Source organism: Streptomyces sp. NPDC019531 (assembly GCF_044903305.1).
Lineage (GTDB): Bacteria > Actinomycetota > Actinomycetes > Streptomycetales > Streptomycetaceae > Streptomyces.
In genome coordinates this window covers 109,347-134,310 of the sequence record NZ_JBJDQL010000006.1, presented here as the reverse complement: position 1 = coordinate 134,310, position 24,964 = coordinate 109,347, and the positions used below count along the sequence as shown (strand labels likewise).

Annotated in this window: 19 protein-coding genes and 1 pseudogene; 16 read left to right on the top strand and 4 right to left on the bottom strand. The window is 70.4% G+C overall.

Annotated elements, in window-relative coordinates; all coding sequences use genetic code 11:
- Window positions 1-37 precede the first annotated feature (37 nt).
- The gene (locus ACI2L1_RS10080) at window positions 38-1,381 is read right to left on the bottom strand and encodes an amidase (protein ID WP_404738840.1); all 1,344 of its coding nucleotides are present in this window, start codon (window positions 1,379-1,381) and stop codon (window positions 38-40) included.
- A 14-nt stretch (window positions 1,382-1,395) separates the two neighbouring features.
- Complete coding sequence (locus ACI2L1_RS10075; protein WP_404739009.1) at window positions 1,396-2,448, bottom strand: LacI family DNA-binding transcriptional regulator; 1,053 nt, start codon at window positions 2,446-2,448, stop codon at window positions 1,396-1,398.
- 220 nt (window positions 2,449-2,668) lie between these two features.
- On the opposite strand from ACI2L1_RS10075, the gene ACI2L1_RS10070 reads away from it, so the two are divergent.
- From ACI2L1_RS10070 to ACI2L1_RS10045, 6 genes are read left to right on the top strand one after another with little or no spacing between them, the layout of a single operon-like run.
- Complete coding sequence (locus ACI2L1_RS10070) at window positions 2,669-3,961, top strand: ABC transporter substrate-binding protein (RefSeq protein WP_404738839.1); 1,293 nt, start codon at window positions 2,669-2,671, stop codon at window positions 3,959-3,961.
- A 2-nt stretch (window positions 3,962-3,963) separates the two neighbouring features.
- Entirely contained in the window at window positions 3,964-4,857 is an 894-nt protein-coding gene (locus ACI2L1_RS10065) for a carbohydrate ABC transporter permease (RefSeq protein WP_404738838.1), read from the top strand.
- On the top strand, window positions 4,854-5,684 hold the full coding sequence (locus ACI2L1_RS10060) for a carbohydrate ABC transporter permease (RefSeq protein WP_404738837.1): 831 nt from the start codon (window positions 4,854-4,856) through the stop codon (window positions 5,682-5,684). Before ACI2L1_RS10065 ends, ACI2L1_RS10060 begins: the two co-directional genes overlap by 4 nt.
- A 27-nt stretch (window positions 5,685-5,711) precedes the next feature.
- Window positions 5,712-6,968: a glycosyl hydrolase gene (locus ACI2L1_RS10055; protein ID WP_404738836.1), complete on the top strand. Its 1,257-nt coding sequence runs from the start codon at window positions 5,712-5,714 to the stop codon at window positions 6,966-6,968.
- Complete coding sequence (locus ACI2L1_RS10050) at window positions 6,965-8,956, top strand: endo-beta-N-acetylglucosaminidase (protein WP_404738835.1); 1,992 nt, start codon at window positions 6,965-6,967, stop codon at window positions 8,954-8,956. Before ACI2L1_RS10055 ends, ACI2L1_RS10050 begins: the two co-directional genes overlap by 4 nt.
- Before the next feature lie 49 nt (window positions 8,957-9,005).
- The gene (locus ACI2L1_RS10045; protein WP_404738834.1) at window positions 9,006-12,020 is read left to right on the top strand and encodes an alpha-mannosidase; all 3,015 of its coding nucleotides are present in this window, start codon (window positions 9,006-9,008) and stop codon (window positions 12,018-12,020) included.
- Window positions 12,021-12,133: 113 nt separating this feature from the next.
- Here the strand turns inward: ACI2L1_RS10045 and ACI2L1_RS10040 are convergent, their stop codons facing one another.
- Window positions 12,134-12,835: a FadR/GntR family transcriptional regulator gene (locus ACI2L1_RS10040; RefSeq protein ID WP_404738833.1), complete on the bottom strand. Its 702-nt coding sequence runs from the start codon at window positions 12,833-12,835 to the stop codon at window positions 12,134-12,136.
- 181 nt (window positions 12,836-13,016) lie between these two features.
- Between ACI2L1_RS10040 and ACI2L1_RS10035 the strand changes: the two genes are divergently transcribed.
- Genes ACI2L1_RS10035 through ACI2L1_RS10000 form a run of 8 tightly spaced genes read left to right on the top strand, consistent with a single transcriptional unit; the run spans window position 13,017 to window position 20,826 of the window.
- On the top strand, window positions 13,017-14,090 hold the full coding sequence (locus tag ACI2L1_RS10035) for a sugar ABC transporter substrate-binding protein (RefSeq protein ID WP_404738832.1): 1,074 nt from the start codon (window positions 13,017-13,019) through the stop codon (window positions 14,088-14,090).
- Window positions 14,087-15,577: a sugar ABC transporter ATP-binding protein gene (locus ACI2L1_RS10030; protein ID WP_404738831.1), complete on the top strand. Its 1,491-nt coding sequence runs from the start codon at window positions 14,087-14,089 to the stop codon at window positions 15,575-15,577. Before ACI2L1_RS10035 ends, ACI2L1_RS10030 begins: the two co-directional genes overlap by 4 nt.
- Window positions 15,570-16,595, top strand: coding sequence for an ABC transporter permease (locus ACI2L1_RS10025; protein ID WP_404738830.1), 1,026 nt, complete (start codon window positions 15,570-15,572; stop codon window positions 16,593-16,595). Before ACI2L1_RS10030 ends, ACI2L1_RS10025 begins: the two co-directional genes overlap by 8 nt.
- Before the next feature lie 26 nt (window positions 16,596-16,621).
- On the top strand, window positions 16,622-17,971 hold the full coding sequence (locus ACI2L1_RS10020; RefSeq protein WP_404738829.1) for an L-fuconate dehydratase: 1,350 nt from the start codon (window positions 16,622-16,624) through the stop codon (window positions 17,969-17,971).
- Window positions 17,968-18,723 (top strand): SDR family NAD(P)-dependent oxidoreductase, encoded by a 756-nt coding sequence (locus ACI2L1_RS10015; protein ID WP_404738828.1) that lies wholly within the window; start codon window positions 17,968-17,970, stop codon window positions 18,721-18,723. The genes ACI2L1_RS10020 and ACI2L1_RS10015 overlap by 4 nt, the downstream gene beginning before the upstream one ends.
- Window positions 18,720-19,682, top strand: a complete 963-nt coding sequence (locus ACI2L1_RS10010) for an aldo/keto reductase (RefSeq protein WP_404738827.1) — start codon at window positions 18,720-18,722, stop codon at window positions 19,680-19,682. Before ACI2L1_RS10015 ends, ACI2L1_RS10010 begins: the two co-directional genes overlap by 4 nt.
- The gene (locus ACI2L1_RS10005) at window positions 19,679-19,993 is read left to right on the top strand and encodes an L-rhamnose mutarotase (protein WP_404738826.1); all 315 of its coding nucleotides are present in this window, start codon (window positions 19,679-19,681) and stop codon (window positions 19,991-19,993) included. The genes ACI2L1_RS10010 and ACI2L1_RS10005 overlap by 4 nt, the downstream gene beginning before the upstream one ends.
- Entirely contained in the window at window positions 19,990-20,826 is an 837-nt protein-coding gene (locus ACI2L1_RS10000; protein ID WP_404738825.1) for an amidohydrolase family protein, read from the top strand. Before ACI2L1_RS10005 ends, ACI2L1_RS10000 begins: the two co-directional genes overlap by 4 nt.
- Here the strand turns inward: ACI2L1_RS10000 and ACI2L1_RS09995 are convergent.
- Window positions 20,814-22,238: a lipase maturation factor family protein gene (locus tag ACI2L1_RS09995; RefSeq protein ID WP_404738824.1), complete on the bottom strand. Its 1,425-nt coding sequence runs from the start codon at window positions 22,236-22,238 to the stop codon at window positions 20,814-20,816. The two genes, ACI2L1_RS10000 and ACI2L1_RS09995, sit on opposite strands and share 13 nt — an antisense overlap.
- A gap of 295 nt (window positions 22,239-22,533) precedes the next feature.
- Here ACI2L1_RS09995 and ACI2L1_RS09990 point away from each other — a divergent pair, with 295 nt between their 5' ends.
- Both ACI2L1_RS09990 and ACI2L1_RS09985 read left to right on the top strand, forming a co-directional pair.
- Window positions 22,534-24,621: a SpoIIE family protein phosphatase gene (locus ACI2L1_RS09990; protein ID WP_404738823.1), complete on the top strand. Its 2,088-nt coding sequence runs from the start codon at window positions 22,534-22,536 to the stop codon at window positions 24,619-24,621.
- A gap of 73 nt (window positions 24,622-24,694) precedes the next feature.
- Window positions 24,695-24,881 (top strand): annotated as a pseudogene (locus tag ACI2L1_RS09985) (DNA-formamidopyrimidine glycosylase family protein); the annotation flags it as partial.
- Window positions 24,882-24,964: the final 83 nt, after the last annotated feature.

The window sequence follows — 24,964 nt, the reverse complement described above, 5'->3', positions numbered from 1 at the left end:
GGCTCTCGCCATTCCGGGGCGCCCTTGAGGACCGCCTTCAGTCCAGCGGCGCCGTCCGGCGCCACGGCTGCCGCCGCTCCAACTCCTGCGCCACTTCCAGCAGTACGGTCTCCGACCCCGGTCGCGCCACCAGTTGTACGGCGGTGGGGGCGCCCGAGGGGAGGGTGCCGAGAGGGACCGACATGGCCGGCCAGCCGGTGAGGTTCCACGGCGGGGTCAGCGGGGAGTAGTTGGTGTTGACCAGGACGTTGCGCAGCCAGCCCCGCTCGTGCCAGGCCGCGGCCTTGGGGGAGCGGCGGGCCAGCGCCGGGAGCAGCAGGACGTCGTGCTCGGCGAAGAACGGCTCAAGCCGCTCGCGCAGTGCCCGCCGGGCCTTGCCCGTCCGCACGGCCCCGACGAAGCGCCTGCCGATCGCCGCGTGCACCCGGGTGCGCCGCGCCAGCAGTCGCGGGTCGAGGCCCGCCGCGTCCACCGACGTGCCCGCCGTCCAGGTCGCGAGCGAGGTGAGGCTCAACGACAGCGGGTACGGCGGCTCTGCGCGCCGCACCTGATGCCCCGCCTTGATCAGCAGCGCGGCCGCCTCCCGGACCGCTTTCGTGTACGGCGCGCTGATCGTGACCCCGGCGAGCGGGCTGCGCAGGGACGCGGCGACGTCGAGGGTGGCGGGCGCGTCCCGTCGTACGAACTCCTCGTCCGCGATGACCGAAAGCAGCAGGCGGGCATCCTCGACCGTGGTGGCCAGCGGGCCGTTTTCGGACATGCCGAACCAATCGCCCTCGCTGATGCCCGCGGGAACCACCCCCGACCCCGGCTTCAGGGTGACGAGGCCGCAGTTGGCCGCCGGGATGCGCAGCGAGCCCATGCCGTCGTTGCCGAGGGCGAGGGGCACCAGGCCCGCGGCGACGGCGGCCGCGCTGCCGCCGGACGAGCCGCCCGCCGTGCGCGAGGTGTCCCAGGGGTTGCGGGACGTGCCGTGGACGCCCTCGGTGGTGCCGAAGACGCACAGTTCCGGCACGTTCGTCAGACCCACGACCACCGCGCCCGCGGCCCGCAGCCGGGCCACGACGACGTGGTCGGCCTCGGCGGGGGTGTCAGGGGTCGCGACGGAGCCGACGCGGTTGGTCTCGCCGCGCACGGCGAGGTTGTCCTTGACGGCCACGGGCACCCCGGCCAGCGGGAGTTCGCCCAGGTCGCCGCGGGAGCCCACCTCGTCGGCCTCGGCCAGGGCCGCCTCTGCCCGCACCACCCGGAACGCCCCGACCCGCCCGTCCAGCCGCTCGATCCGGGCGAGGTGCTCGGCCACCACCTCCCGCGGGGTGGCCCGCTTCTCACGGACGGCGGCGGCGATCTCGGCGGCGGTGCGGCCGACCCAGCTGGTCACGTGCGCTCCTCGGACTACTCGTGAGTACGTAGGGAGAACTCTGCCCCGAGGCGGACGTCGCGTCGAGACGCCGCCCCCGTGCTGTCCCGCACGATCAGTCGCGGCACCGGCACCCGTACGGTGCGGGCCGGACCGCCGTCCAGCAGCGCGGTCAGCTCCCTGGCCGCCGTACGGCCGAACTCCACGCTGTCCCGGGACAGGGCCGACAACCACGGTTTGACCATGCGGCACAGCGCCGAGTCCTCCCAGGCCACCACCGACACGTCACCGGGCACCGAGCGGCCCAGCTCGGTCGCGGCGGCGACCCCGGCGAGGGCCATCACGTCGTTGTCGTAGATCAGCGCCGTCGGGGGAGCGGACGACTCCAGGACCCGGCGGGTCACGGCCGCGCCCTCCGCGTCGGAGTAGTCGGTGGTGACGGACTCGACGCCGGTCAGGCCGCGTCGCTCGGCCTCCGCGCGCAGGGTGCGGATACGGCGCTCGGTGTGCGCGAGCCCAGGCAGGCCCGCGATGTGCACGATCCTGCGGTGGCCGAGGGCGTACAGCTCGTCCACGACCGCGGCCATCGCGCCCGCGTCGTCCGCCCAGACGGTGGACAGTTCCGGGTGGCGTTCGTCGGGGGCGCCGCCGATGACCACGCCGGGCAGGCCGAGTTCGTCGAGGACACCGGTGCGTGGGTCGTCCGTTCGCGGGTCCACCACCAGGACGCCGTCCACCCGGTGCTCGGCCCACCAGCGCCGGTACACCGCGCACTCGTCCTCGACGTCCTCCACCACCTGGAACAGCAGCCCGAGATGCCGCTCCGCCAGCACTTCCTGTATCCCGGAGACGAGTTGAAGGAAGAAGGAGTCCACCCCCAGCGTCTCGGCCGGGCGGGCGAGCACGAACCCGACCGTCGCCACGCCCTCGCCGGACAGCGCGCGGGCCGCGGTGCTGGGGCGCCAGCCGAGTTCCTCCGCGACCGCGCGCACCCGGTCGCGGGTGTCGTCGGAGACCCCGGGCCGGCCGTTCAACGCGAAGGAGACGGCGCTCTGGGAGACGCCGGCCCGTCGCGCGATGTCCTTCATCGTGGGCCTGCGGACCGGTGACCGCTTGCCTGACACGCTGTTTCCCCATTTCCACGGCGGTTGATCGGGACAGTATGCACTAATGCGGTTCAGCTGCGTCAACCTAATGCGCATTAGTCACTAAACAAATTAGCTGTGCAAGATGCATTGACGGGCCCGTGGAGCGGCGTGCAGGGTCTCCGTCGTTGGCCAACTCCGCCCCGAAGGAGACCGGTTCGCCGTGCCCATTTCCCGCAGAACCTTCGCCGTCGCTGCCGCCGCCTGTGTCCTCCTGCCGTTGAGTGCGTGCGGCTCCGGGAGCGACGACGGGGGCTCGTCCGACGCCTCCGGAAAGGTCGAAGGCGACATCACCTTTCAGACCTGGAACCTCAGGGCGAACTTCAAGGACTACTTCGAAGGCCTGATCGCCGACTTCGAGAAGAAGTACCCCGGCACGAAGGTCAAGTGGATCGACCAGCCCGCCGAGGGTTACGCCGACAAGATCAGTGCGGACGCGGCGGGCGGGACCCTGCCCGACGTCGTCAACGTCTCGCCGGACCTGGTGGCCCCGCTCGCCAAGGCCGGCCTCGCGCTCGACCTCGACAAGGCGGCCGGGCAGTACAAGAAGGAGTACCTCACCGGCGCCTGGGCCAGCCATCGGATACCGGGCACGACCGGCACCTACGCCTTCCCCTGGTACCTCAACACCGGCCCGCTCTTCTACAACAAGTCCCTCTTCAAGGACGCGGGGCTCGACCCCGACAAGCCGCCGAAGACGTACGACGAACTCTTCGCGGACGCCCTGGAACTGGCGGAGAAGAGCGACGGCAAGGTCGCCACCCTCGCCAATGTGCCCACCATCGAGGACTTCGGCCGCTACGGCGTCCAGCTCATGAACTCCGCCGGCACCGCCTTCGCCTTCAACGACGCCAAGGGCATTGAACTCCTCACCAAATACAAGGAGTTGTACGACGCCAAGGCGCTCGACCCGCAAGCGCTCACCACCACGCCCGAGTCCTCAGGGAAGAAGTTCCTGACCGGGGCCGTCGCCATGAACCCCGGAAGCGCGCTGGATCTGGACAACTTCAAGAAGCAGGCGCCGAACCTGTACAAGAACATCGGCATCACCGACCAGATCACCAGCACTGGACACGTCAACATGTACGTGATGGGCGTGATGGTGAACGCGCAGACCAAGAAGAAGGCCGCCTCCGTCGCCTTCGCGCACTACGTCACCGACGCCGAGCACCAGATGTCCTTCGCGAAGAAGGTCGCCATCTTCCCGAGTACCGCCGGTTCGCTCGACGACCCGTACTTCACCAAGGAGGACGGGACCGACGAGACGCGGGTGCGCATCGCAGCCGCCAAGTCCCTCAAGAACGCGGTCAATTACACTCCCGTGCTGTTCAGCGAGCAGATGAAGACAGCGCTGCGCAACGAGGTGGCCAAGGCGTTGCAGGGCAAGGAGAGCCCCAAGGAAGCCCTCGACAACGCTGTCAAGGCGTGCGACACGCTGCTCCAGCAGCAGGGGTAGCCATGTCCTCGTCCACCGTGTCCCGGGTGCGGCGCCAACTGCCGACCAGCCCCTGGCTGTTCGCCGCGCCCGGTCTCCTCGTCATCGGCGCGTTCATCCTGTACCCGTTCGTCTCCACGCTGGTCAACGCCTTCACGGACAAACGCACTCTGATCCCGGGCGAGTTCGTCGGCCTCGCCAACTTCCGTGAGCTGCTGCACGACGACATGTTCTGGATCGGCCTGCGCAACAGCACGCTGTACGTCCTCGGAGTCGTGCCCGCGCTGGTGATCCTGCCGCTGCTGCTCGCACTGCTGGTGCAGAAGAACATCCCCGGCATCACCTTCTTCCGGTCCGCCTTCTACACCCCGGTCGTCGCCTCGATCGTCGTGGTCGGACTCATCTGGGTGTGGCTCCTCGACGAACGCGGCCTGATCAACTCCCTGCTGGAGACCGTGGGGATCGGCCGGATCGGGTTCCTGAGCGACCAGTGGCTGCTTCTGCTGAGCGCGATGGCCGTCACGGTGTGGAAGGGCCTCGGCTACTACATGATCATTTATCTGGCCGCGCTGGCGAACGTACCCCGTGAGCTGCACGAGGCCGCGGCGGTGGACGGGGCCGGGGCAGTACGGCGGTTCGTCACGGTGACGGTGCCTGCCGTCCGTTCGACCATGGCGCTCGTCGGTGCGCTCTCCTCGGTCGCCGCCTTCAAGGTGTTCTCCGAGGTCTACCTGATGGCCGGCCCGAGCGGGGGACCGGCCGGTGAGGACACCACGCTCGTGATGCTCGTGCAGCGCACGGGTACGGGCCTGACCGGTAGGGTCGGCTACGCCTCCGCGCTCTCCGTCGTCGTCTTCGTCGTGACCGTCGCGCTGATGCTGCTCGTGCTGCGGGCCGACCGCAGGGGGGAGTCGTGACCCGGGTACGCAAGGGCGAACTGGTGCTGCGCTACCTCCTGTTGTTCGCTGTCCTCGCCCTGACCGTCGGCCCCTTCCTCTGGCAGCTGTCGACCTCGCTCAAGGGCCCCACGGAGGACATCTACAGCTCACCGCCGACCTTCCTGCCCGAGCACCCGACCCTCCACAACTACGAGCGGGTCGCCGACACCATCCCCGCCTGGGACTACGCCTTCAACTCCCTGAAGGTCGCCACCGCCAACGTCGTGACCAACTGCGCCGGTTCGGCCCTCGCCGGATACGCCCTGGCCCGACTGCGCTACCGCGGCCGCCGCGCGGCCACCCTCGCCTTCATCCTGGCGATGCTCGTGCCCGTGGAGGGCATCATCATCGCCCAGTTCACGACCATGCGGGAGCTCGGCCTCAACAACACCCTGATCGGTGTGGTCCTGCCGGGCTGTATCGGCGCCATGAACGTGCTGCTGATGCGCAACGCCTTCCTCAACCTGCCGTACGAGATCGAGGAGGCGGCCTACGTCGACGGCGCCAACGTCTGGCAGCGGTTCCTCAGGATCGCGCTGCCGTCGGTGAGGGGGACCGTGGCCGTCGTCGCGATCTTCGCCTTCATGGGCGCCTGGGACGACTTCCTCTGGCCGCTGATCGTGCTCAGCGACCCGTCCAGGTTCACGCTGACCATCGGCCTCAACTACCTGCACGGCACCTTCGCCAATGACGAACGGCTCGTCGCCGCGGGCACGGTCATCGCAGTGGCCCCGCTGATCGCCCTCTTCGCCTGTCTGCAGCGGTACTTCTTCCGTGGGGTGGGCGAGGGAGCCGTGAAGGGCTGACCGCACCCCCTGAGTCAAGGATCCCGAATGCCTTCTGCCGTGCGCTTCGGCGTCAACTACACCCCCAGCGAAGGGTGGTTCCACCACTGGCTCGACTTCGACCTCGACTCCGTCCGCGCCGACCTCGACTCGATCGCCGCACTGGGCCTGGACCACATCCGGGTCTTCCCGCTGTGGCCGTACTTCCAGCCCAACCGCGCCCTGATCCGTGAGCGGGCCGTCGAGGATCTCGTACGGCTCGTCGACGCCGCCGCGGAACGCGGGCTCGATGTCAACGTGGACGGTCTGCAAGGGCACTTGAGCAGCTTCGACTTCCTGCCGGCCTGGACCCGGACCTGGCACCGGCGCAACCTCTTCACCGACCCGGAGGTCGTCGAGGGCCAGGCCGCCTATCTGCGCACGCTGGCGGCCGCGCTGGACGACAGCCCCAACTTCGTCGGCATGACCCTCGGCAACGAGGTCAACCAGTTCTCCGCGGACCCCCACCCCGACCCCGACCGGGCCACGTCCGAGCAGATCGACGCGTGGCTCATCCGCATGCTCGCCGCCTGCGAGGAGGGCGCCCCCGGCCGGCTCCATCTGCACGCCGAGTACGACGCCACCTGGTACCAGGACGACCAGCCCTTCACTCCCGGCCAGGCCGCCCGCCACGGTGCCGTCACCGCCGTGCACTCCTGGGTCTTCAACGGCACCGCCCAGCGCCACCGCCGCACCTCCGTCCCGACCGAGCACCACGCCGCCTATCTCGTGGAGCTCAGCAAGGCGTGGGCGGACGACCCGCACCGCCCGGTCTGGCTCCAGGAGGTCGGTGCCCCCGCGCCCCTGATCCCGCCCGAGCACGCCGCCGCCTTCACCGAGGCCACGGTCAGGAACGTCCTCGACTGCCCCGACCTGTGGGGCATCACCTGGTGGTGCTCCCACGACGTCTCCCGCGAGTTGGCCGACTTCCCGGAACTGGAGTACGGGCTCGGCCTGCTGACCAACGACCGGAAACCCAAAGACACGGCCCGGGTGCTGAAGCGGGCGGCGCGTGCGGGCTCGGACGCCCCCCAACGTCGTTCGACGGCACTGGTCGTTCCCGCCGACCCCGCTTCCCGGTCGCTCTGCGCGCCCGGCGGCCCGGTCTTCGACGCCTACTTCCGGCTGGTCGCCGACGGCGCCCGCCCCACCACGGTCCTCGACACACGTGCCGCCGACCAGGGCCACCTGTCCGCCCGCGGCATCACCGAGGTGATCACGTACGACCAGGTACTCCCCACCCCACCAGGAGGCACCCGCTCGTGAACCCCACCAGACGTACGGTCCTGCTCGCCGCCACCGCGGCCGCTCTGTTCCCCGGGCTGCCGGCCAAGGCGGCGGAGACGGCCGCGCTCCAGCCGTACGCCACCTACTGGTACCCGGACTCCTTCCCCTCCGGTACCCCCGGCACCGGCATCACCTGGCGCAGCCTCAAGGCATGGCGGGCGGCCGACGACACCGACCTCGCCTTCAACCAGGCCTCCGTCCCGCTCGCCACCCGCTTCACGCCGACGCCGGTGAACACGACGGCCCGCTCGGGGCAGGCCCGGATCCAGTCGCTGGTGTCCTTCGATCCCACGTCGAGCAACCCCGCGCAGGGCTCGGCGACTTCGGACTACTACGCCTTCGGGCACTGGGCGTACGTCGACGAACTCGTCTTCTGGGGCGGCTCGTCGGGCGAGGGGCTGATCCTCGCGCCGAACGCCCCGGTCGTGGACGCGGCCCATCGGCATGGTGTGCCCGTCCTCGGCAACATCTTCCTGCCGCCGGTCGCCTACGGCGGACAGCTGCAGTGGACCCGGGACCTGGTGCAGAAGGACGCGGCCGGGCACTACCCGCTGGCCGCCCAACTCGTGGCGGTGGCAGCGGCGTACGGCTTCGACGGGTGGTTCGTCAACGCCGAGACCGGGGGAGGGGACGCGGCTCTCGGGGCGGACATGCTGGGATTCGTCAGGGAGTTGAAGTCCCTGGCCGCCGCGCGGGGACAGCGGGTGACCTGGTACGACTCGATGACCGTGAGCGGGTCGGTGAGCTGGCAGGGCGCACTGAACAGCCGTAACCAGGCGTTCTTCGAGGCCGCCGACGACATGTTCGTCGACTTCCGCTGGACGGCGGGCAGTCTGGCGTCCTCGGGGACGCTGGCCCAGCAACTGGGCCGTAGCCGCTATGAGTTGTGGGCGGGCGTGGACGTGGAGGCGAACGGCTGGAACACCTCAGAGAACTGGGACGCGATCGTGCCTCGCACCAGTACCCACATCGCGTCGATCGGGCTGTACCGGCCCGAGTGGACCCGCAATCACCTGCCCTCGGAGCAGCGGGCACCGGAGGACTTCCACGCCGCCGACGACCGGTTCTGGACGGGGGTGTCGCTCGATCCGTCGCGGCCGGACGGGACGGACGGCTGGCGGGCTCCGGCGGTCTCGATCGCCGACCGGTCCACGGTCACGTCGGTGCCGTTCGCGAGTGTCTTCAACACCGGGCACGGGCTGCGGTGGTACGAGGAGGGCGTCGTCACCTCGGGCACTGCGTGGAACCACCTCGGGTTGCAGGACCGGCTGCCGTCGCGGCAGTGGGTGGTCCGGACGGAGGGGGAGCGGCCGACCGTCTCCTTCGACTTCTCCGATGCCTGGCGGGGTGGCAGCAGCGTGCTGGTGAGCGGGTCGATGGACCAGCCGGTCACCGTGGATCTGTATGCCGCACGGCTGCCGATCAGTGAGGACACGGTGGTCGAGCTCACCCACCGGACCGACGCGGGCGAGGTGGACGTCGAGCTCGCCGTGGCCACGGGTGAGCCGAGCGCGCCGGGCGCGGCACCGCCGTACACCTTTCTGCCGGTGACCGCGGGCGACGGCTGGCAGACCTCGACCGTACGGCTCACCGGGCTCTCCGGGACCGTCCACGCGCTCGGCGTGCGGCTCACCGGCAGCGGCCCGCTGAAGTGGCGGCTCGGCGGTCTCGCCGTGTACGACACCACCGGCACGCCCGCCGCCCCCTCCGACCTGCGTGTCACCGCCGCGTCCGGCGGCGACCTGCGCCTCGCCTGGAACCCCGCACCCGGCGCCGTACGCCACTACACCCTGCACCGGCTCCTGCCCGACGGCACCTGGCGCTTCCTCGGCGGCACCTGCCAGCGGGCGTTCCACGTCGGTGGCCTGCGGGCCGAACAGGGCGAGACGGAGGCGCGGTTGGAGCTGCGTGCCGTGGGGGAGCTGTACACCTCGTCGGACCCCGTGACCGTCACCCATCCCTGGTGACCCCGTGACCCACTTCTGGTAACCCCCGGAAACTTGGAGAGCACCCCGTATGCATGACGACCGCAGCCTGGTCGAAGCCCGCCTCAAGCGCGTTCTCGACGAGCGTCTCCGCCCTGCCGTGTATCCCGAGTCAGTGCCGCTGGAGGTGGCGGTGTGGCACGCGCCCGACGAGCCGGTGCCCGTCACCGAGGGCCTCGCGGCCGAGCCGGAGCCGATCGCCGTGGGCGCCCGCTGGGGTGCTCCCTGGGGCACCAGCTGGTTCCGGGTCACCGGGACCGTCCCCGAGGCGTGGGCCGGCAAGACCGTCGAGGCCCTGCTCGACCTCGGCTTCGACGAGAACATGCCCGGCTTCCAGTGCGAGGGTCTGGTCTACCGGCCCGACGGCAGCCCGGTGAAGGGCCTCAACCCGCGCAACCAGTGGGTGCGGATCGGCGCGCCCGTCGAGGGCGGTGAGGAGGTGCGTCTGCACATCGAGGCCGCCTCCAACCCCGTCATCCTCGACTACCACCCCTTCCTGCCCACGCGGTTGGGCGACAAGGAGACCGCGGGCAGCGAGCCGCAGTACCGGTTGGCTCGCATGGACCTCGCCGTCCTCGACGAGACCGTGTGGCAGCTGGTGCTCGACCTGGAGGTGCTCGGCGAGCTGATGGCCGAGCTGCCGGTGGAGTCGGCGCGGCGCTGGGAGATCCTGCGGGCGGTGGAGAAGGCGCTGGACGCGCTGGACCTCCAGGACGTCAACGGCACGGCGGCGCAGGCACGTTCAGCGCTGGTCGGGGTCCTCGGTGCCCCTGCCGTGCCCTCCGCCCACCGCGTCAGCGCCGTCGGCCACGCGCACATCGACTCCGCGTGGCTGTGGCCGCTGCGCGAGACCGTGCGCAAGGTGGCCCGTACGACCTCCAACATGACCGCCCTGCTCGACGACGAGCCCGACTTCGTCTTCGCCATGTCCCAGGCCCAGCAGTGGGCCTGGGTTCGCGACCACCGGCCCGAGGTGTGGGCGCGGGTGAAGAAGGCGGTGGCCGACGGACGGTTCGTACCGGCCGGGGGCATGTGGGTGGAGTCGGACACCAACATGCCGGGCTCGGAGGCGATGGCCCGTCAGTTCGTGCACGGGAAGCGGTTCTTCCTCGACGAGTTCGGCGTCGAGAACGAGGAGGCATGGCTGCCCGACACGTTCGGCTTCGCCGCCGGGCTGCCCCAGATCATCAAGGCGGCCGGGTCCAAGTGGCTGCTGACCCAGAAGATCTCGTGGTCCCGGACGAACAAGTTCCCGCACCACACCTTCCGGTGGGAGGGCATCGACGGCACCCGGATCTTCACCCATTTCCCGCCGGTCGACACCTACAACTGCTCGATGAAGGGCAGCGAAATCGCCCACGCGGCACGGAACTTCAAGGACAAGGGGGTCGCCCGGCACTCCCTCGCCCCCACCGGCTGGGGTGACGGAGGTGGCGGCACCACCCGGGAGATGATCGCCAAGGCGGCCAGACTGAGGGACCTTGAGGGCTCCGCCACCGTCGTCTGGGAGACCCCGCAGAAGTTCTTCGAGAAGGCCGAGGCCGAGTACCCCGAACCGCCCGTGTGGGTCGGCGAGCTCTACCTCGAACTCCACCGCGCCACCCTCACCAGCCAGGCGAGGACCAAACAGGGCAACCGCCGCAGCGAACACCTCCTGCGCGAGGCCGAGCTGTGGGCGGCGACGGCAGCCGTAAGGACCGGATTCCCTTACCCGTACGAGGAGTTGGACCGCATCTGGAAGACGGTGCTGCTGCACCAGTTCCACGACATCCTGCCGGGGTCCTCCATCGCGTGGGTGCACCGGGAGGCGCGGCGGACGTATGAGCGGCTCGCGTACGAACTGAACGCCGTCATCGACGCGGCCCAGCGCGCGCTGGCGGGGGAGGGCACACGGGAACTGCTCTTCAACCCCGCGCCCCATGGCCGTAGCGGAGTCGCCGCGGGCGGAGCCGGAACCGCGGTGGTGGAAGGCCGGACGACGGTGACCGGGCGCTCCGGAGGCGGACACGTCCTGGACAACGGCCTCCTGCGGGTGGAGATCGACGCGCGGGGGCTGGTCGTCTCCGCGTACGACATCGAGGCGGACCGCGAGACCGTCGCACCGGGACGGGCGGCGAACCTCCTCCAACTCCACCCGGACTTCCCGAACATGTGGGACGCGTGGGACGTCGACGAGTTCTACCGCAACACGGTCACGGACCTCACCGACGTGGACGAGATCGTCGCAGCCGACGGATCGGTACGCGTCACCCGTACGTTCGGCGCGTCCCGCGTCACCCAGGTGCTGTCGCTCGCGCCCGGTGAGCGGCGACTCCTCGTGGACACGGAGGTCGACTGGCACGAGACGGAGAAGTTCCTGAAGCTCGCCTTCCCGCTCGATGTGCACGCCGAACGGTACGCGTCGGAAACACAGTTCGGGCACTTCCACCGGCCCACGCACACCAACACATCCTGGGAGGCGGCGAAGTTCGAGGCCTGCAACCACCGCTTCGTGCATCTGGGGGAGCCCGGCTGGGGCGTGGCGATCGTCAACGACTCGACGTACGGCCACGACGTGACCCGGACCGTGCGCACCGACGGGGACCGGGGCACGACCACGACGGTCCGGGTGTCCCTGCTGCGCGCCCCACGCTTCCCCGACCCCGAGACCGACCAGGGCGTGCACCGCTTCCGGCACGCGCTGGTGCCGGGGGCGGAGATCGGGGACGCGGTGCGGGAGGGCTGGCGGATCAATCTTCCGGAGCGGCGGATCACGGGTGCCGAGGAGGTCGTACCCCTGGTGTCGGTCGACCAGGACGCGGTCGTCGTCACGGCCGTCAAACTGGCGGACGACGGCAGCGGGGACGTGGTGGTCCGCTGCCACGAGGCGCACGGCGGGCGGGCCCGGGCCACTCTCACGGCGGGCTTCGAGGTCACCGGGGTCACAGCGACGGACCTGCTGGAGCGGCCGCTGGCCGACGCCCCGTCGCTGCGGAGCGACGGGAACGAAGTGTCGTTGCGACTGCGGCCGTTCGAGCTGGTCACGCTGCGGTTCACCAGGGCCTGAGCGGGAGGTGAGGGGGGCGGCGACCCGCCCCCCCTCACCCACTGGACCACCTGCGTGAGGGGGCGCCGACCCGCCCCCTCACCCACCGGACCACCTGCGCGCACCCCCGTCGTTCATGCCCCGAGCTGCGTCCGCAGCCACTCCTCCACCTCGCCCACATGCGCGGCCGCCGCCGCCCGTGCCGCCTCCGGGTCGTGGGCCACCAGGGCCCGGTGGATCGCCGCGTGCTCCCGGCGGGTGCGCTCGAACGCGCCCTCCTCCTGGTAGCCCCGCCACACCCGCGCCCGGAAGGTGCGGGACGACAGGCCCTCCAGGATCGCCGCCATCGTGTCGTTGCCGGCCGCCCCCGCGATCTCGCGGTGGAAGGCCAGGTCGTGGGCGAGGATCTCCTCCGGATCGTCGGTGGCGTTCATCGCCGTGAGGTGTTTCTCGACCTCGGCCAGCTGGTCGGGGGTGATCCGGGCGGCGGCCAGCGCGGTCGCCGTCGACTCCAGGATGCGGCGGACCTCAAGGAGTTCCACCAGGCGCGGGCCCCGGGACAGGTCGGCGACCACGCCGAAGGTCTCCAGCAGGTCACCGGCCTCCAGCTGGGTGACGTAGATGCCCGAGCCGTGCCGGGCCTCCAGCACCCCGAGGACCGTCAGCGCGCGGATCGCCTCCCGCATCGAACTGCGGGAGATGCCCAGCTGGACCGCCAGATCACGCTCGGTCGGCAGCCGCTGGCCCGGCTCAAGGCGGCCCTCGCCGATCATCGCCTTGATCTGCTCGATGGCGCGCTGCGTCACTGTGCCCTTCTGCGGGGGTGTCTCGTCCACGCCATTCCTCCACATCACCGGGTGCGCCGCAGTCTAACCGTCGATGTGGTCGGACCACTATGGCCCAAAGACGGGAAAAACTGCCGCCGGAGGGTATTGCCAGGGGTGAGTGGTCTGATAAGTATGCCGTCATCTGCTCGAACACCCGCATGGTCGATCACGCTCAACGAGGAGCCGAAAGATGCCCGGCAGGACAGTGGGGAAGCGGAACGGAATCCGGATCATCGGGGCGGTGGCCGCGGCCGCGAGCGCCTCGCTCGTGCTCGCCGCGTGCGGCAGCACCAAGGACACCGGTAGCGGCGGAAGTGCGGGAGGTGACGGGACCGGCAAGGTAGGCGTGATCCTGCCGCTGCTGACCTCGCCCTTCTGGCAGTCGTACAACGACTACGTGCCCAAGATGGCGAAGTCCGAGGGGGTGGAGACGCTGAAGACGGTCAACTCCAACAGCGATCCCTCCCAGCAGATCACCGACATCAACAACGAGCTCAACCAGGGCGTGAAGGGCCTGGTCGTCGCTCCTCTGGACAGCGCCGCCATCGAGGCCGGACTCGACCAGGCCGAACGCAAGGGCGTCCCGGTCGTCGCCGTCGACGTGGCCCCCGACAAGGGCAAGGTCGCCATGGTCGTACGGGCGAACAACGTGTCGTACGGCGAGAAGGCCTGCCAGTACCTCGGGGAGAAGATCCCGTCCGGCAAGGTCGTGCAGATCATGGGCGATCTGGCCTCCGTCAACGGCCGCGACCGCTCCGAGGCCTTCCGGGCCTGTGTGAAGAAGAACTTCCCGAAGCTGAAGGTCCTGGAGATCCCCGCCAAGTGGGAGTCCGACACGGCCGCCTCGCAGCTGAGCACACTCCTGAACGCCAACCCCGACATCAAGGGCATCTACATGCAGGCCGGCGGTGTCTACCTCGCGCCGACCCTCCAGACCCTGAAGTCGAAGGGGATGCTGAAGACGGCCGGACAGGCGGGCCACATCACGATCGTCTCCAACGACGGCATCCCGCAGGAGTACGACGCCATCCGCAAGGGCGAGATCGACGCCACCGTCTCCCAGCCGGCCGACCTCTACGCCAAGTACGGCATGTACTACATCAAGGCGGCGATGGAGGGTAAGACCTTCAAGCCCGGGCCGACCGACCACGACTCCACGATCGTCAAGCTGGCCGGCGGCATCCTGGAGGACCAGCTGCCCGCGCCCCTGGTCACCAAGGACAACGTCGACGACCCCGAGCTGTGGGGCAACACGGTCGGATGAGTACACCACTTGTCGAGGCACACTCGGTCGTCAAACGGTACGGCCCCACGACCGCCCTCGCCGACGGTCGCCTCACCGTCCTGCCCGGCGAGTCCCACGCCCTCGTCGGCCGCAACGGCGCGGGCAAGTCCACCCTCGTCACCCTCCTCACCGGCCTCCAGGCCCCCGACGAGGGCACCGTCCGATTCGACGGCGAGCCCGCGCCCCCGCTCGCCGACCGGGACGCCTGGCGGAGCAAGGTCGCCTGCGTCTATCAGAAGCCCACCGTCGTACCCGAGTTGACGGTCGCCGAGAACCTCTTCATCAACCGGCAGCCGCTGCAGCGCGGTTTCATCAGCTGGCGCGCCCTCAGGGCGCAGGCCGCCGAGCTCCTCGACACCTGGGACGTACACGTCGACCCGGACGCGCGCACCGCCGACCTCAAGGTCGAGGACCGTCAAATGGTGGAGATCGCACGGGCGTTGAGCTTCGGCGCCCGCTTCATCGTCCTCGACGAGCCGACCGCGCAGCTCGACAACCGGGAGATCGAGCGGCTCTTCAGCCGGATGCGAGCCCTACAGGACTCCGGTGTCACCTTCCTGTTCATCTCGCACCACCTCCAGGAGGTGTACGAGGTCTGCCAGACCGTCACCGTCCTCCGAGACGCCCGCTGGATCACCACGGCCCCCGTCGCCGACATGCCCCGGGCGGCCCTGATCGAGGCGATGGCCGGCGAGACCATCGCCGAACAGGGACAGGCTGTGCGCACAAGAGAGGCCGATGCCCCCGTCCTGCTCGACGCCCGAGGCCTCACCTCCGACGCCTACCAGGGCATCGATCTCACCGTCCGTCGCGGCGAGGTCGTCGGCCTCGCCGGCATCAGCGGCAGCGGCAAGATCGAGCTCGCCGAGTCGTTCACGGGGCTGCACACCCCGACCAGCGGAACGGCTCAACTCGACGGCAAGCCCCTGCCGTTCGGGGATGTGCAGGCCTCCTTGAAGGCCGGCGTCGGCTTCGTGCCGCGCGACCGGCACGCCCAGGGGCTGGTCTTCGGCATGACCATCGGCGACAACGCCACGCTCAGCGTCCTGGACCGCCTCGGCCGCCACGGCTTCGTCGGCACCGAGCGCAGGCGAGGTCTCGCGACCGAGTTGATCGACCGGCTCGACATCCACACCGAGGGCCCCGACCAGCCCGTCTCCGACCTCTCCGGCGGCAACGCGCAGAAGGTCGTCATGGCCCGCGCCCTGGCCTCCGAACCCCGTCTGCTCGTCCTCGTCAACCCCACCGCGGGCGTCGACGTGAAGTCCAAGGAGTCCCTGCTCTCCCGCGTGGACACCGCCCGCGACGACGGCACCGCCGTGCTCGTCGTCTCCGACGAACTCGACGACCTGCGCCGCTGCGACCGCGTCCTCGTCCTCTTCCACGGCCGCGTGGTCGCCGAGCACCCGGCCGGCTGGCGCGACCACGAGCTGATCGCCTCCATCGAAGGAGTGGACCATGGCTGACACCAAGGCTCCGCCGGTGAAGCCGGTGAGTGTGCCGGACGCGCGGGCCGCCCGCGCCGTGCTGCTGCGCCGGGCCCGCGAACTCGCCCTCGTACCGGCACTGTTGGTGCTCCTGGTGATCGGCGCGTTCGTCAACGACTCGTTCCTCACCGAACGCAACCTGATCTCCATCCTGGGCGCCTCCGCCGCGCTCGCCATGGTGGTGCTGGCCGAGTCCCTGATCCTGATCACCGGCAAGATCGACCTGTCGCTGGAGTCGGTGGTCGGTATCGCACCCGCGGTCGGTGCACTGCTCGTCCTGCCCGCCGCCCAGTCCGGCTGGGGCACGCAATGGCCGACCGCGCTCGCCCTCCTCGCGGTACTCGTCGTGGGCGGAGCCATCGGCGCCTTCAACGGCTTCCTCGTGGTGAGGTTCAAGCTCAACGCCTTCATCGTCACCCTCGCGATGCTGATCGTCCTGCGCGGACTGCTGGTGGGCGCCACCAAGGGCAAGACGCTGTTCGGCATGCCCGACGGGTTCTTCACCCTGGCCACCACCACATTCCTGCGCGTCCCGCTCTCGGTGTGGCTGGCCGCGGTCGCCTTCGGTGTCGCCGGGCTGATCCTCAAGTACCACCGGATCGGCCGCGCCCTGTACGCGATCGGCGGAAACGCGGACGCGGCCCGCGCGGCCGGTATCCGCGTCGAACGCGTGGTGTTCGGGGTGTCCGTCGTCGCGGGCGTCCTCGCCGCGGTGGGCGGAATCATGCAGACCGGCTATGTCGGCGCGATCAGCGCCAACCAGGGCAACAACATGATCTTCACGGTGATGGCGGCCGCGGTCATCGGCGGTCTGAGCCTCGACGGCGGCAAGGGCACCATGTTCGGCGCCCTGACCGGCGTACTGCTCCTGGGCGTCGTGCAGAATCTGCTGACCCTCGCCCAGGTGCCGTCCTTCTGGATCCAGGCCATCTACGGCGGCATCATCCTGGTCGCCCTCATGATCGCCCGTGTGACCACGGGCCGTGCCCAGGACTGACCCCGCAACCAACCGAAAGGCTCTCCGTGTCCTCGACCACCGCCCGCATCACCGCGGTAGACACCTACGACATCCGCTTCCCCACCTCGCGCGAGCTCGACGGCTCCGACGCGATGAACCCGGACCCCGACTACTCGGCGGCCTACGTCGTGCTGCGCACCGACGCGGCCGACGGGCACGAGGGGCACGGATTCACCTTCACCATCGGGCGGGGCAACGAGGTCCAGGTCGCCGCGATCGAGGCGCTGCGCGGGCATGTGGTCGGACGGCCCGTCGACGAACTGTGCGCGGACCCGGGGACGTTGAACCGCGACCTCATCGGCGACAGTCAGCTGCGCTGGCTCGGCCCCGAGAAGGGCGTGATGCACATGGCGATCGGCGCGGTGGTCAACGCCCTGTGGGACCTGGCCGCGAAGCGTGCCGACAAGCCGCTGTGGCGGCTGCTCGCCGAGGGCGATCCCGAGTGGCTGGTCAGCCAGATCGACTTCCGCTACCTGACGGACGCACTCACCCCCGAGGAGGCGCTGGAGATCCTGCGCCGTGGCCGGGCCGGCGCGCGGGAACGTTCAGCGCAGTTGCTCGCCAAGGGCTACCCCGCCTACACCACCTCCGCCGGCTGGCTCGGCTACGACGACGAGAAGCTCACCCGGCTCGCCGCCGAGGCCGTCGCTGACGGCTTCCGGCAGATCAAGCTGAAGGTCGGCGCGGATCTGGAGGACGACGTACGGCGCTGCCGCGTCGCCCGCCAGGTCGTCGGCCCCGGCATCCGCATGGCCATCGACGCCAACCAGCGCTGGGACGTCGACGAGGCGATCCGGTGGACCAAGGCCCTCGCCGAGTTCGACCCGTACTGGATCGAGGAGCCCACCAGCCCCGACGACATCCTCGGCCACGCGGCGATCCGCAAGGCGGTCGCCCCGGTCAAGGTCGCCACCGGCGAGCACGTCCAGAACCGGGTCGTCTTCAAGCAGCTGCTCCAGGCGAACGCGGTGGACGTCGTCCAGATCGACGCGGCCCGCGTCGGCGGCGTCAACGAGAACCTCGCCATCCTCCTGCTCGCGGCCAAGTTCGGCGTGCCGGTCTGCCCGCACGCGGGCGGGGTCGGCCTGTGCGAACTCGTCCAGCACCTCTCGATGTTCGACTACGTGGCCGTCACCGGCACCACCGAGAACCGGGTCATCGAGTACGTCGACCATCTGCACGACCACTTCCTCGACCCCGTGGTGATCAGGGACGGCCACTACACGGCACCCACCGCGCCGGGCTTCTCGGCCGCCATGCGCCCCGAGTCCGTCGCGCGGTACACGTTCCCGGGCGGGGCCTTCTGGGCAGAAGACCTCGCCCATGACGCACAGAAGAAGGGACAGGCGGCATGACCGACTTCGAGGGCCTCAAGGCCCTGGTGACCGGCGGGGCCTCCGGTATCGGCCGGGCCACCGCGGAACTCCTCGCCGCGCGCGGCGCCCGGGTCGCGGTCCTGGACCTGGATCCGTCCTCGGTGGAGAAGCCGCTGCTCGCCCACCGCGCCGACGTCACCGACGACGCCTCCGTGCGCGCGGCCGTCGCCGCGGCCGTCGCCGCCCTCGGCGGACTCGACATCCTGGTCAACAACGCGGGCATCGGCGCCCAGGGCACCGTGGCGGACAACGACGACGAGGAATGGCACCGCGTCCTCGACGTCAACGTCGTCGGCATGGTCCGGGTGGCCCGGGCCGCCCTGCCCCACCTGCGCGAGTCCGCCCACGCGGCGATCGTGAACACCTCCTCCATCGCGGCCACCGCGGGTCTCCCGCAGCGGGTGCTGTACAGCGCGACGAAGGGGGCGGTGTACTCCCTGACCCTCGCCATGGCCGCCGACCACGTCCGCGAGGGCATCCGCGTGAACTGCGTCAATCCCGGTACCGCGGACACCCCGTGGATCGGCCGCCTGCTCGCCAAGGCCCCCGACCCGGCCGCCGAACGCGCCGCCCTGGAGGCCCGCCAGCCCACCGGCCGACTCGTCTCGGCGGACGAGGTCGCGGGCGCCATCGCCTACTTGGCGAGCCCGCTGTCCGGAGCCACCACCGGCACCTCCCTCGCCGTGGACGGCGGTATGCAGGGCCTGCGTCTGAGGCCGGTGGGCCAGTGAACGGGCTCGGCAGCAGCGGCGTCCAGGTCAGCGCGCTGGCCTTCGGCGGCGCCGCCATCGGCAACCTCTTCACCGAGATCACCGACGAGCAGGCGCACGAGGCCGTCACCTCCGCCTGGCAGCGGGGCATCCGCTACTTCGACACCGCCCCGCACTACGGCCTCGGACTGTCGGAACGGCGGCTGGGGGAGGCCCTGAAGGCCTACCCGCGCCCGGAGTTCACGATCTCCACGAAGGTGGGCCGCCGACTGGAACCCTCCGAGGACGGCGGCGACGACCTCGCCAACTGCTTCGCGGTCCCCGCCACCCGGCGCCGCGTCTGGGACTTCACCGCGGACGGGGTACGACGGACTCTCGAAGCGAGCCTCGAACGGCTCGGCCTCGACCGCGTGGACGTCGTCTACCTCCATGATCCCGACGGCCACGCCGAACAGGCCTTCCGCGAGGGCTATCCGGCCCTGGAGAAGCTGCGCTCGGAGGGCGTGGTCGGGGCGATCGGCGCCGGCATGAACCAGGCCGAGATGCTCACCCGCTTCGTCCGTGACACCGACGTCGACGCGGTGCTGTGCGCAGGCCGCTACACCCTGCTCGACCAGAGCGCGCTCACCGAGCTGCTGCCCGCCGCGGTGCAGCGAGGCGTGTCGGTGGTCGTCGGCGGCGCCTTCAACTCCGGTCTGCTGGCGGATCCGAAGCCCGATTCGACGTACAACTATGCGCAGGTGCCAGGGCGGTTGCTGGACAAGGCCCTGCGCATGAAGGAGATCGCGGAGAGCCACGGCATCAGCCTGCGGGCCGCCGCCCTGGCCTTCTGCGCGGCCCACCCGGCCGTCGCGAGCGTCCTGGTCGGTGCCCGTTCAACGGCCGAAGTCGAGGACTGCGCCGACCAGTTCGCGACGCCTGTGCCCGAGGCCTTCTGGCAGGAGCTGCGGGAGACGGGACTGCTGGAGGAGCCCTCATGAGAGTCGCCCTGCACACCAAGGTCCGCGCGGACCGCATCGGCGAGTACGAGGCCGCCCACCGCGAGGTGCCCGTCGAACTCACCGACGCCATCCGCGCCGCCGGCGCCACCTCCTGGACGATCTGGCGCAGCGGCACCGACCTCTTCCACGTCCTGGAGTGCGAGGACTACGGCGGTCTCCTCGCCGCACTGGAGAAGCTGCCGGTGAACGTCGCCTGGCAGGCACGCATGGTCGAACTCCTCGACGTGGTGCACGACTACTCCGACGAGGGCGCCGACGCCGGTCTGCCCGTCGTGTGGGAGCTGCCGTGACGGTCGTCGACGCACACCACCACGTGTGGGACCTGTCCGTGCGGGACCAGGACTGGATCGCCTCGGGCAGCCCGCTGCGACGGAACTTCACGATCGAGGACCTCGCACCCGCGGCCCGCGCGGCAGGCGTCGACCGAACGGTCCTCGTCCAGACGGTCACCGTGCCCGAGGAGACCCCGGAGTTCCTGGCCCTCGCGGCCGGACACGAGCTGGTCGCGGGCGTCGTCGGCTGGACGGACCTGACCCGTCCCGACGTCGCGGACGAACTGGCGGCACTGCGCGAACTCCCGGGCGGCCGGTACCTCAAGGGCATCCGCCACCAGGTCCAGGGCGAACCGGACCCGCGGTGGCTGCTGCGCCCGGACGTTCGCCGGGGCCTGGCCGCCGTGGCCGACGCGGGGCTGGTCCACGACCTGGTGGTCCTCCCGCACCAGCTCCCGGCCTGCGTCGAGGCGGCCAATTCCCTGCCACAACTGACGTTCGTCCTGGACCACTTGGGCAAGCCGCCCATCGCCTCCGCCACCCTTGACCCCTGGGTGACCCACATCCGTGCCCTCGCCGCCCTCCCCAACACCGTCTGCAAAGTCTCCGGCATGCTCACCGAGGCGGACCTCGCGTCCTGGACCGTCGACGACCTGCGCCCGTACGCCGACACGGTCCTCGACGCCTTCGCCCCGGCCCGACTGATGTTCGGTTCGGACTGGCCGGTGTCCACGCTCGCGGCGCCCTACGAAGAGGTGGTGTCCGTGACGAGGGAACTCACCGCCGGTCTCGGCGCAGCCGAACGTGCCGATGTCTTCGGCGGCACGGCCATCCGGACTTACGGCCTCTGAGCCGGTTCGTTCGCGAGGCGAGTGGGCGGCAGGTACTCCCGTACAAATGTCCGCTCCCAGCACGCCCCCGTCTCCCGCAGCTCCCGCCACGTCGTGTACCGGTACCGGAACAGGCGGGCGCGGACATAGCGGGGCGGCGCATCCGCCGGGAACGGGGAGCGGCGCAACAGCCTGAGCGTGGCGGGATCGTTCTCCAGGAGCCGTTCGACCATCGTGCCGAACCATGCCTCGGCGTACGCCGGGGACAGCGCGGCGAACCACATCATCCAGTCCAGGCGCAGATGGTAGGGCGCGAACTGGCGCGGCCAGTGGCGTGGATCGCCCGGCTTGCCCTTGAACTCGTACTCCCGCCACTCGGAGTCCCCACGCGGTACGTCGTCCGTCGTGCCCTCGACCACCACCTCGTACCGGATGCGGCTGACGCTGCCGAACGCGCCGTAGGTGTTGACGAGATGGAGCGGATCGAAGGAGCGGTTCATGATCTGGCGGCGCGAGAGCATGTTGCGCACCGGGCGGTGGCTCAGGGCCAGGAGGAACGCGGCGACGGCGAGGACCACGACCTCGTACCAGAGCGGTGTGGTGGGCAGGGCCGGTGCACGGTGGGGGAGTTCCAGTGCCGGCACCGCCAGCACGATCGTGATCCAGTTCAGCCAGGCGAAGTTGCCTGACAGCACCAGCCACAGCTGGGTCACGATCATCAGGGACGCGGCCGCGGTCGCGATGGGCTGCGGGGTGAACAGCAGGAAGGGGACCACGAGTTGGGTGACGTGGTTCGCGGCCACCTCGACCCGGTGCAGCGGCCGGGGCAGATGGTGGAAGAACCAGCTCAGCGGTCCCGGCATCGGCTGTGTCTCGTGGTGGTGGTCGAGGCAGGTGAGCTTGCGCCAGCAGGCGTCGCCCCGCATCTTGATGAGACCCGCACCGAACTCGACCCGGAACAGGATCCAGCGCAGAAGGAACAACACCAGGACCGGTGGGGCCACTTCGTCGTTGCCGAGGAACACCGCGAGGAAGCCGACCTCCAGCAGCAGGGACTCCCAGCCGAAGCCGTACCAGGTCTGGCCCACGTTGACGATCGACAGATACAGCAGCCACGGCACCAGCCAGAGCAGCATCCCGCCCCACAGCGGCAGCCGGGAGTCGAGACCCGCCGCCAGTGCCACGGCGACCGTGCATCCCGTCCACGCGCAGAGCGCGAAGAACCGGTCCGAGTAGTGGAGTTGGAAGAGGCTGGGCGCTCGCCGGAACGCCACCCGCGCGACGAAACGCGGGACCGGGAGCATCCCGCGCTCCCCGAGCAGTGCCCGGAACTGCAGGGCCGCCGCCAGGAACGCGACGAAATACAGCCCGGCCAGAGCCCGCTGGAAGACCAGTCGGCTCAGCCAGTAGTCGGGTGCGGTGAACCAGTCCACGGACGTGCGCGCCCCTCTGTGCGGCCACACCACCGCCGCTCTCGCGGACCCGGCCGATCGCCGTCGTGGTTGCTGAATCGATGGTTGCGGTCTTGGCCTCGTTCCATCGTGCCTCTTTCCCGGTCGCCGGCCAAACGGGTGCACACCCGAACGCCCCGGCGGGACCCGACCTGCCCGCGGTCTGTTTCTCCTTCCCCGGGGGCGGAGACCGGCCGCGGGACTCCCCGGGTCCGGCGGCTCCGGCCGCACCCGCCCCCCGGTCGAAGAATCGGATAAACCCTGGCAAGGTGGCCCCATGGTTGATCGGGGAGCGAGCGCCCTGTCACTCCCGGACGACTGGCCCGCCCACCCGGATCCGATCCTGGCGCTCAACCGCATGGGCAGCTTCGACTGGGACCTGGACTCCGGTCTGTTCCACATGGACGCCCAGGCCCACGAGGTCTTCGACCTGCGCCCCGACGAATACGACGACAACCCCCTGAGCCTCGGCGTCCGGGTGCCGAACGCCGAGGCCCACCGCCTGGATGCCCTGGTCGCCCAGGCGATCAAGGACGGCAGCGAGAACTACGGCACCTATTTCCGCCTGCGCTGCCGCGACGGCAGTCTGCGCTGGACCCACACCCAGGGCTACATCCGGCGCGACGAGACGGGCCGCCCGCGCCGGATCATCGGCATCGTCCGCGACGCCACCCAGGAGATGGGCGAGCTGGAGGCCCGCCGGGAGCAGGCCGCCCAGGACGAGGCCCGGCGCCGGCAGACCAACGTCGTCCAGCTCACGACGGCCGCCCTCGCCCACGCCAGGACGGTCCAGGACGTCATCGACGTCCTCAAGGACACTCACGGACTCACCCACCTCGGCGCCACCAGCCTGGTCATGGGCCTGGTCGAGGCCGGCCGCATCCGGCTGATCGCCGAGGGCCCCGCGGGCAGCTTCGTGCCCGGCACCGACATCACCCGGATCGACGAGCCGTACCCGATGAGCGAGGCCGTACGCACGCTCAGCCCGCGGTTCATCGAGTCGCCGGAGGAGTTCGCGGACCGCTACCCGGTGCTGTGGCCGCACATCACCGGCCTGAACATCACCTCCGCCGCCTACCTCCCGCTGATCGCCGAGGCACGCCCGATCGGCGCCATGGGTCTGCTCTACAGCGACCGGTACGGCTTCACCCCCGAGGACCGCAACGTCCTGATCGCCCTCGGCAGCAGCATCGCGCAGAGCCTCCAGCGGGCCATGCTGTACGAGCAGGAAAAGGACCTGGCCACCGGTCTCCAGCAGGCCATGCTGCCGCGGACCATCCCCAGCGTGCCCGGCGCCGATGTAGCCGTCCGCTACCGGGCCGCCGGCGACGAGGGCTCGCTGGGCCGGGACATCGGGGGCGACTGGTACGACCTGATCCCGCTGCCCGGCGGCCGCGTCGGCGCCGTCATCGGGGACGTCCAGGGCCACGACACGCATGCCGCCGCCGTCATGGGCCAGCTGCGGATCGTGCTGAGGGCGTACGCCGCCGAGGGGCACACCCCGGCCACGGTGATGGCCCGGGCCTCCGTCTTCCTCCACGAGCTCGACACCGACCGGTTCGCGACCTGCCTGTACGCGGAGGCCGACCTGTCCACCGGAGTCGTCCAGGTGGTGAGGGCGGGCCATATCGACCCGCTGGTCCGGCAGGCCGGGGGCGGTTGCCGCCGGGTGACCGTGGACGGGGGACTGCCGCTGGGTCTCTCCGCCGAGTTCGGGCAGCTCGAGTACCCCGTGGGCACGGTCGAGCTCGACCCCGGGGACACGCTGCTGCTGTGCACCGACGGTCTGGTCGAGACGCCCGGCGTCGACCTCGACGACGGCATGCGGACCCTCACCGCCCTCGTCGCGGGCGGCCCCACCGACGTGTGGGAGCTCGCCGACCGGCTCATCGACGTGGCCGAGGAACGCGGTGGCGACGACGACGTGGCCCTGCTCCTGCTGCGCCGCCGAGGCCTGGACGGCCCGCAGTCCGGCGGCCGCCTCCAGCAGCACGTGGCGCCCGGGGACCCCGAGGCCCTCACCCAGGCCCGCCACATGATCCGGGCGGCGGTCGGTGCCTGGGGCGCGCGGGAGCGTTCCGACGAGATCGAACTGGTCGCGGACGAGCTGATCACCAACGCCCTGATGCACACCGAGGGCTCGGCGATCGTGACCCTGCGGGTCCTGACCGGCTCCGACCGGCGGATGCGCGTCGAGGTCGAGGACTCCTCCAGCGCCCTGCCGCGCCGACGGGAGGCGGGGGTGTCGGGGGTCTCCGGCCGGGGTCTGCTCCTGGTCGACCTGCTCTCCGACGTGTGGGGCGTGGAGGCGCGGGGCGGCGGGAAGTGCGTGTGGTGCGAGTTCGTGGTGCCGGAGCGCGGCTGACCTGACCACAGCCGTCACTCCTCCTCCCGGCAGCTGGCCTGACCACAGCCGTCGCCGGTGGCACTCTGGACGTATGCCGGAACTCCCCGAGGTGGAAGCGCTCAAGGACTTCCTCACCGAGCACCTGGTCGGCCACGAGATCGTGCGCGTCCTGCCGGTGGCCATCAGCGTCCTGAAGACGTACGAACCTCCCCTCACCGCCCTGGAGGGCCGCGAGGTGGTCGCCGTGCACCGCCACGGCAAGTTCCTGGACCTGGAGACGGAAGGCGGGCCCCGTTTCTTGATCGTTATTGCACTCGTGTGATGTCTTGTCTGTTAGGTCTTTCTCGTATTCGGTATGATT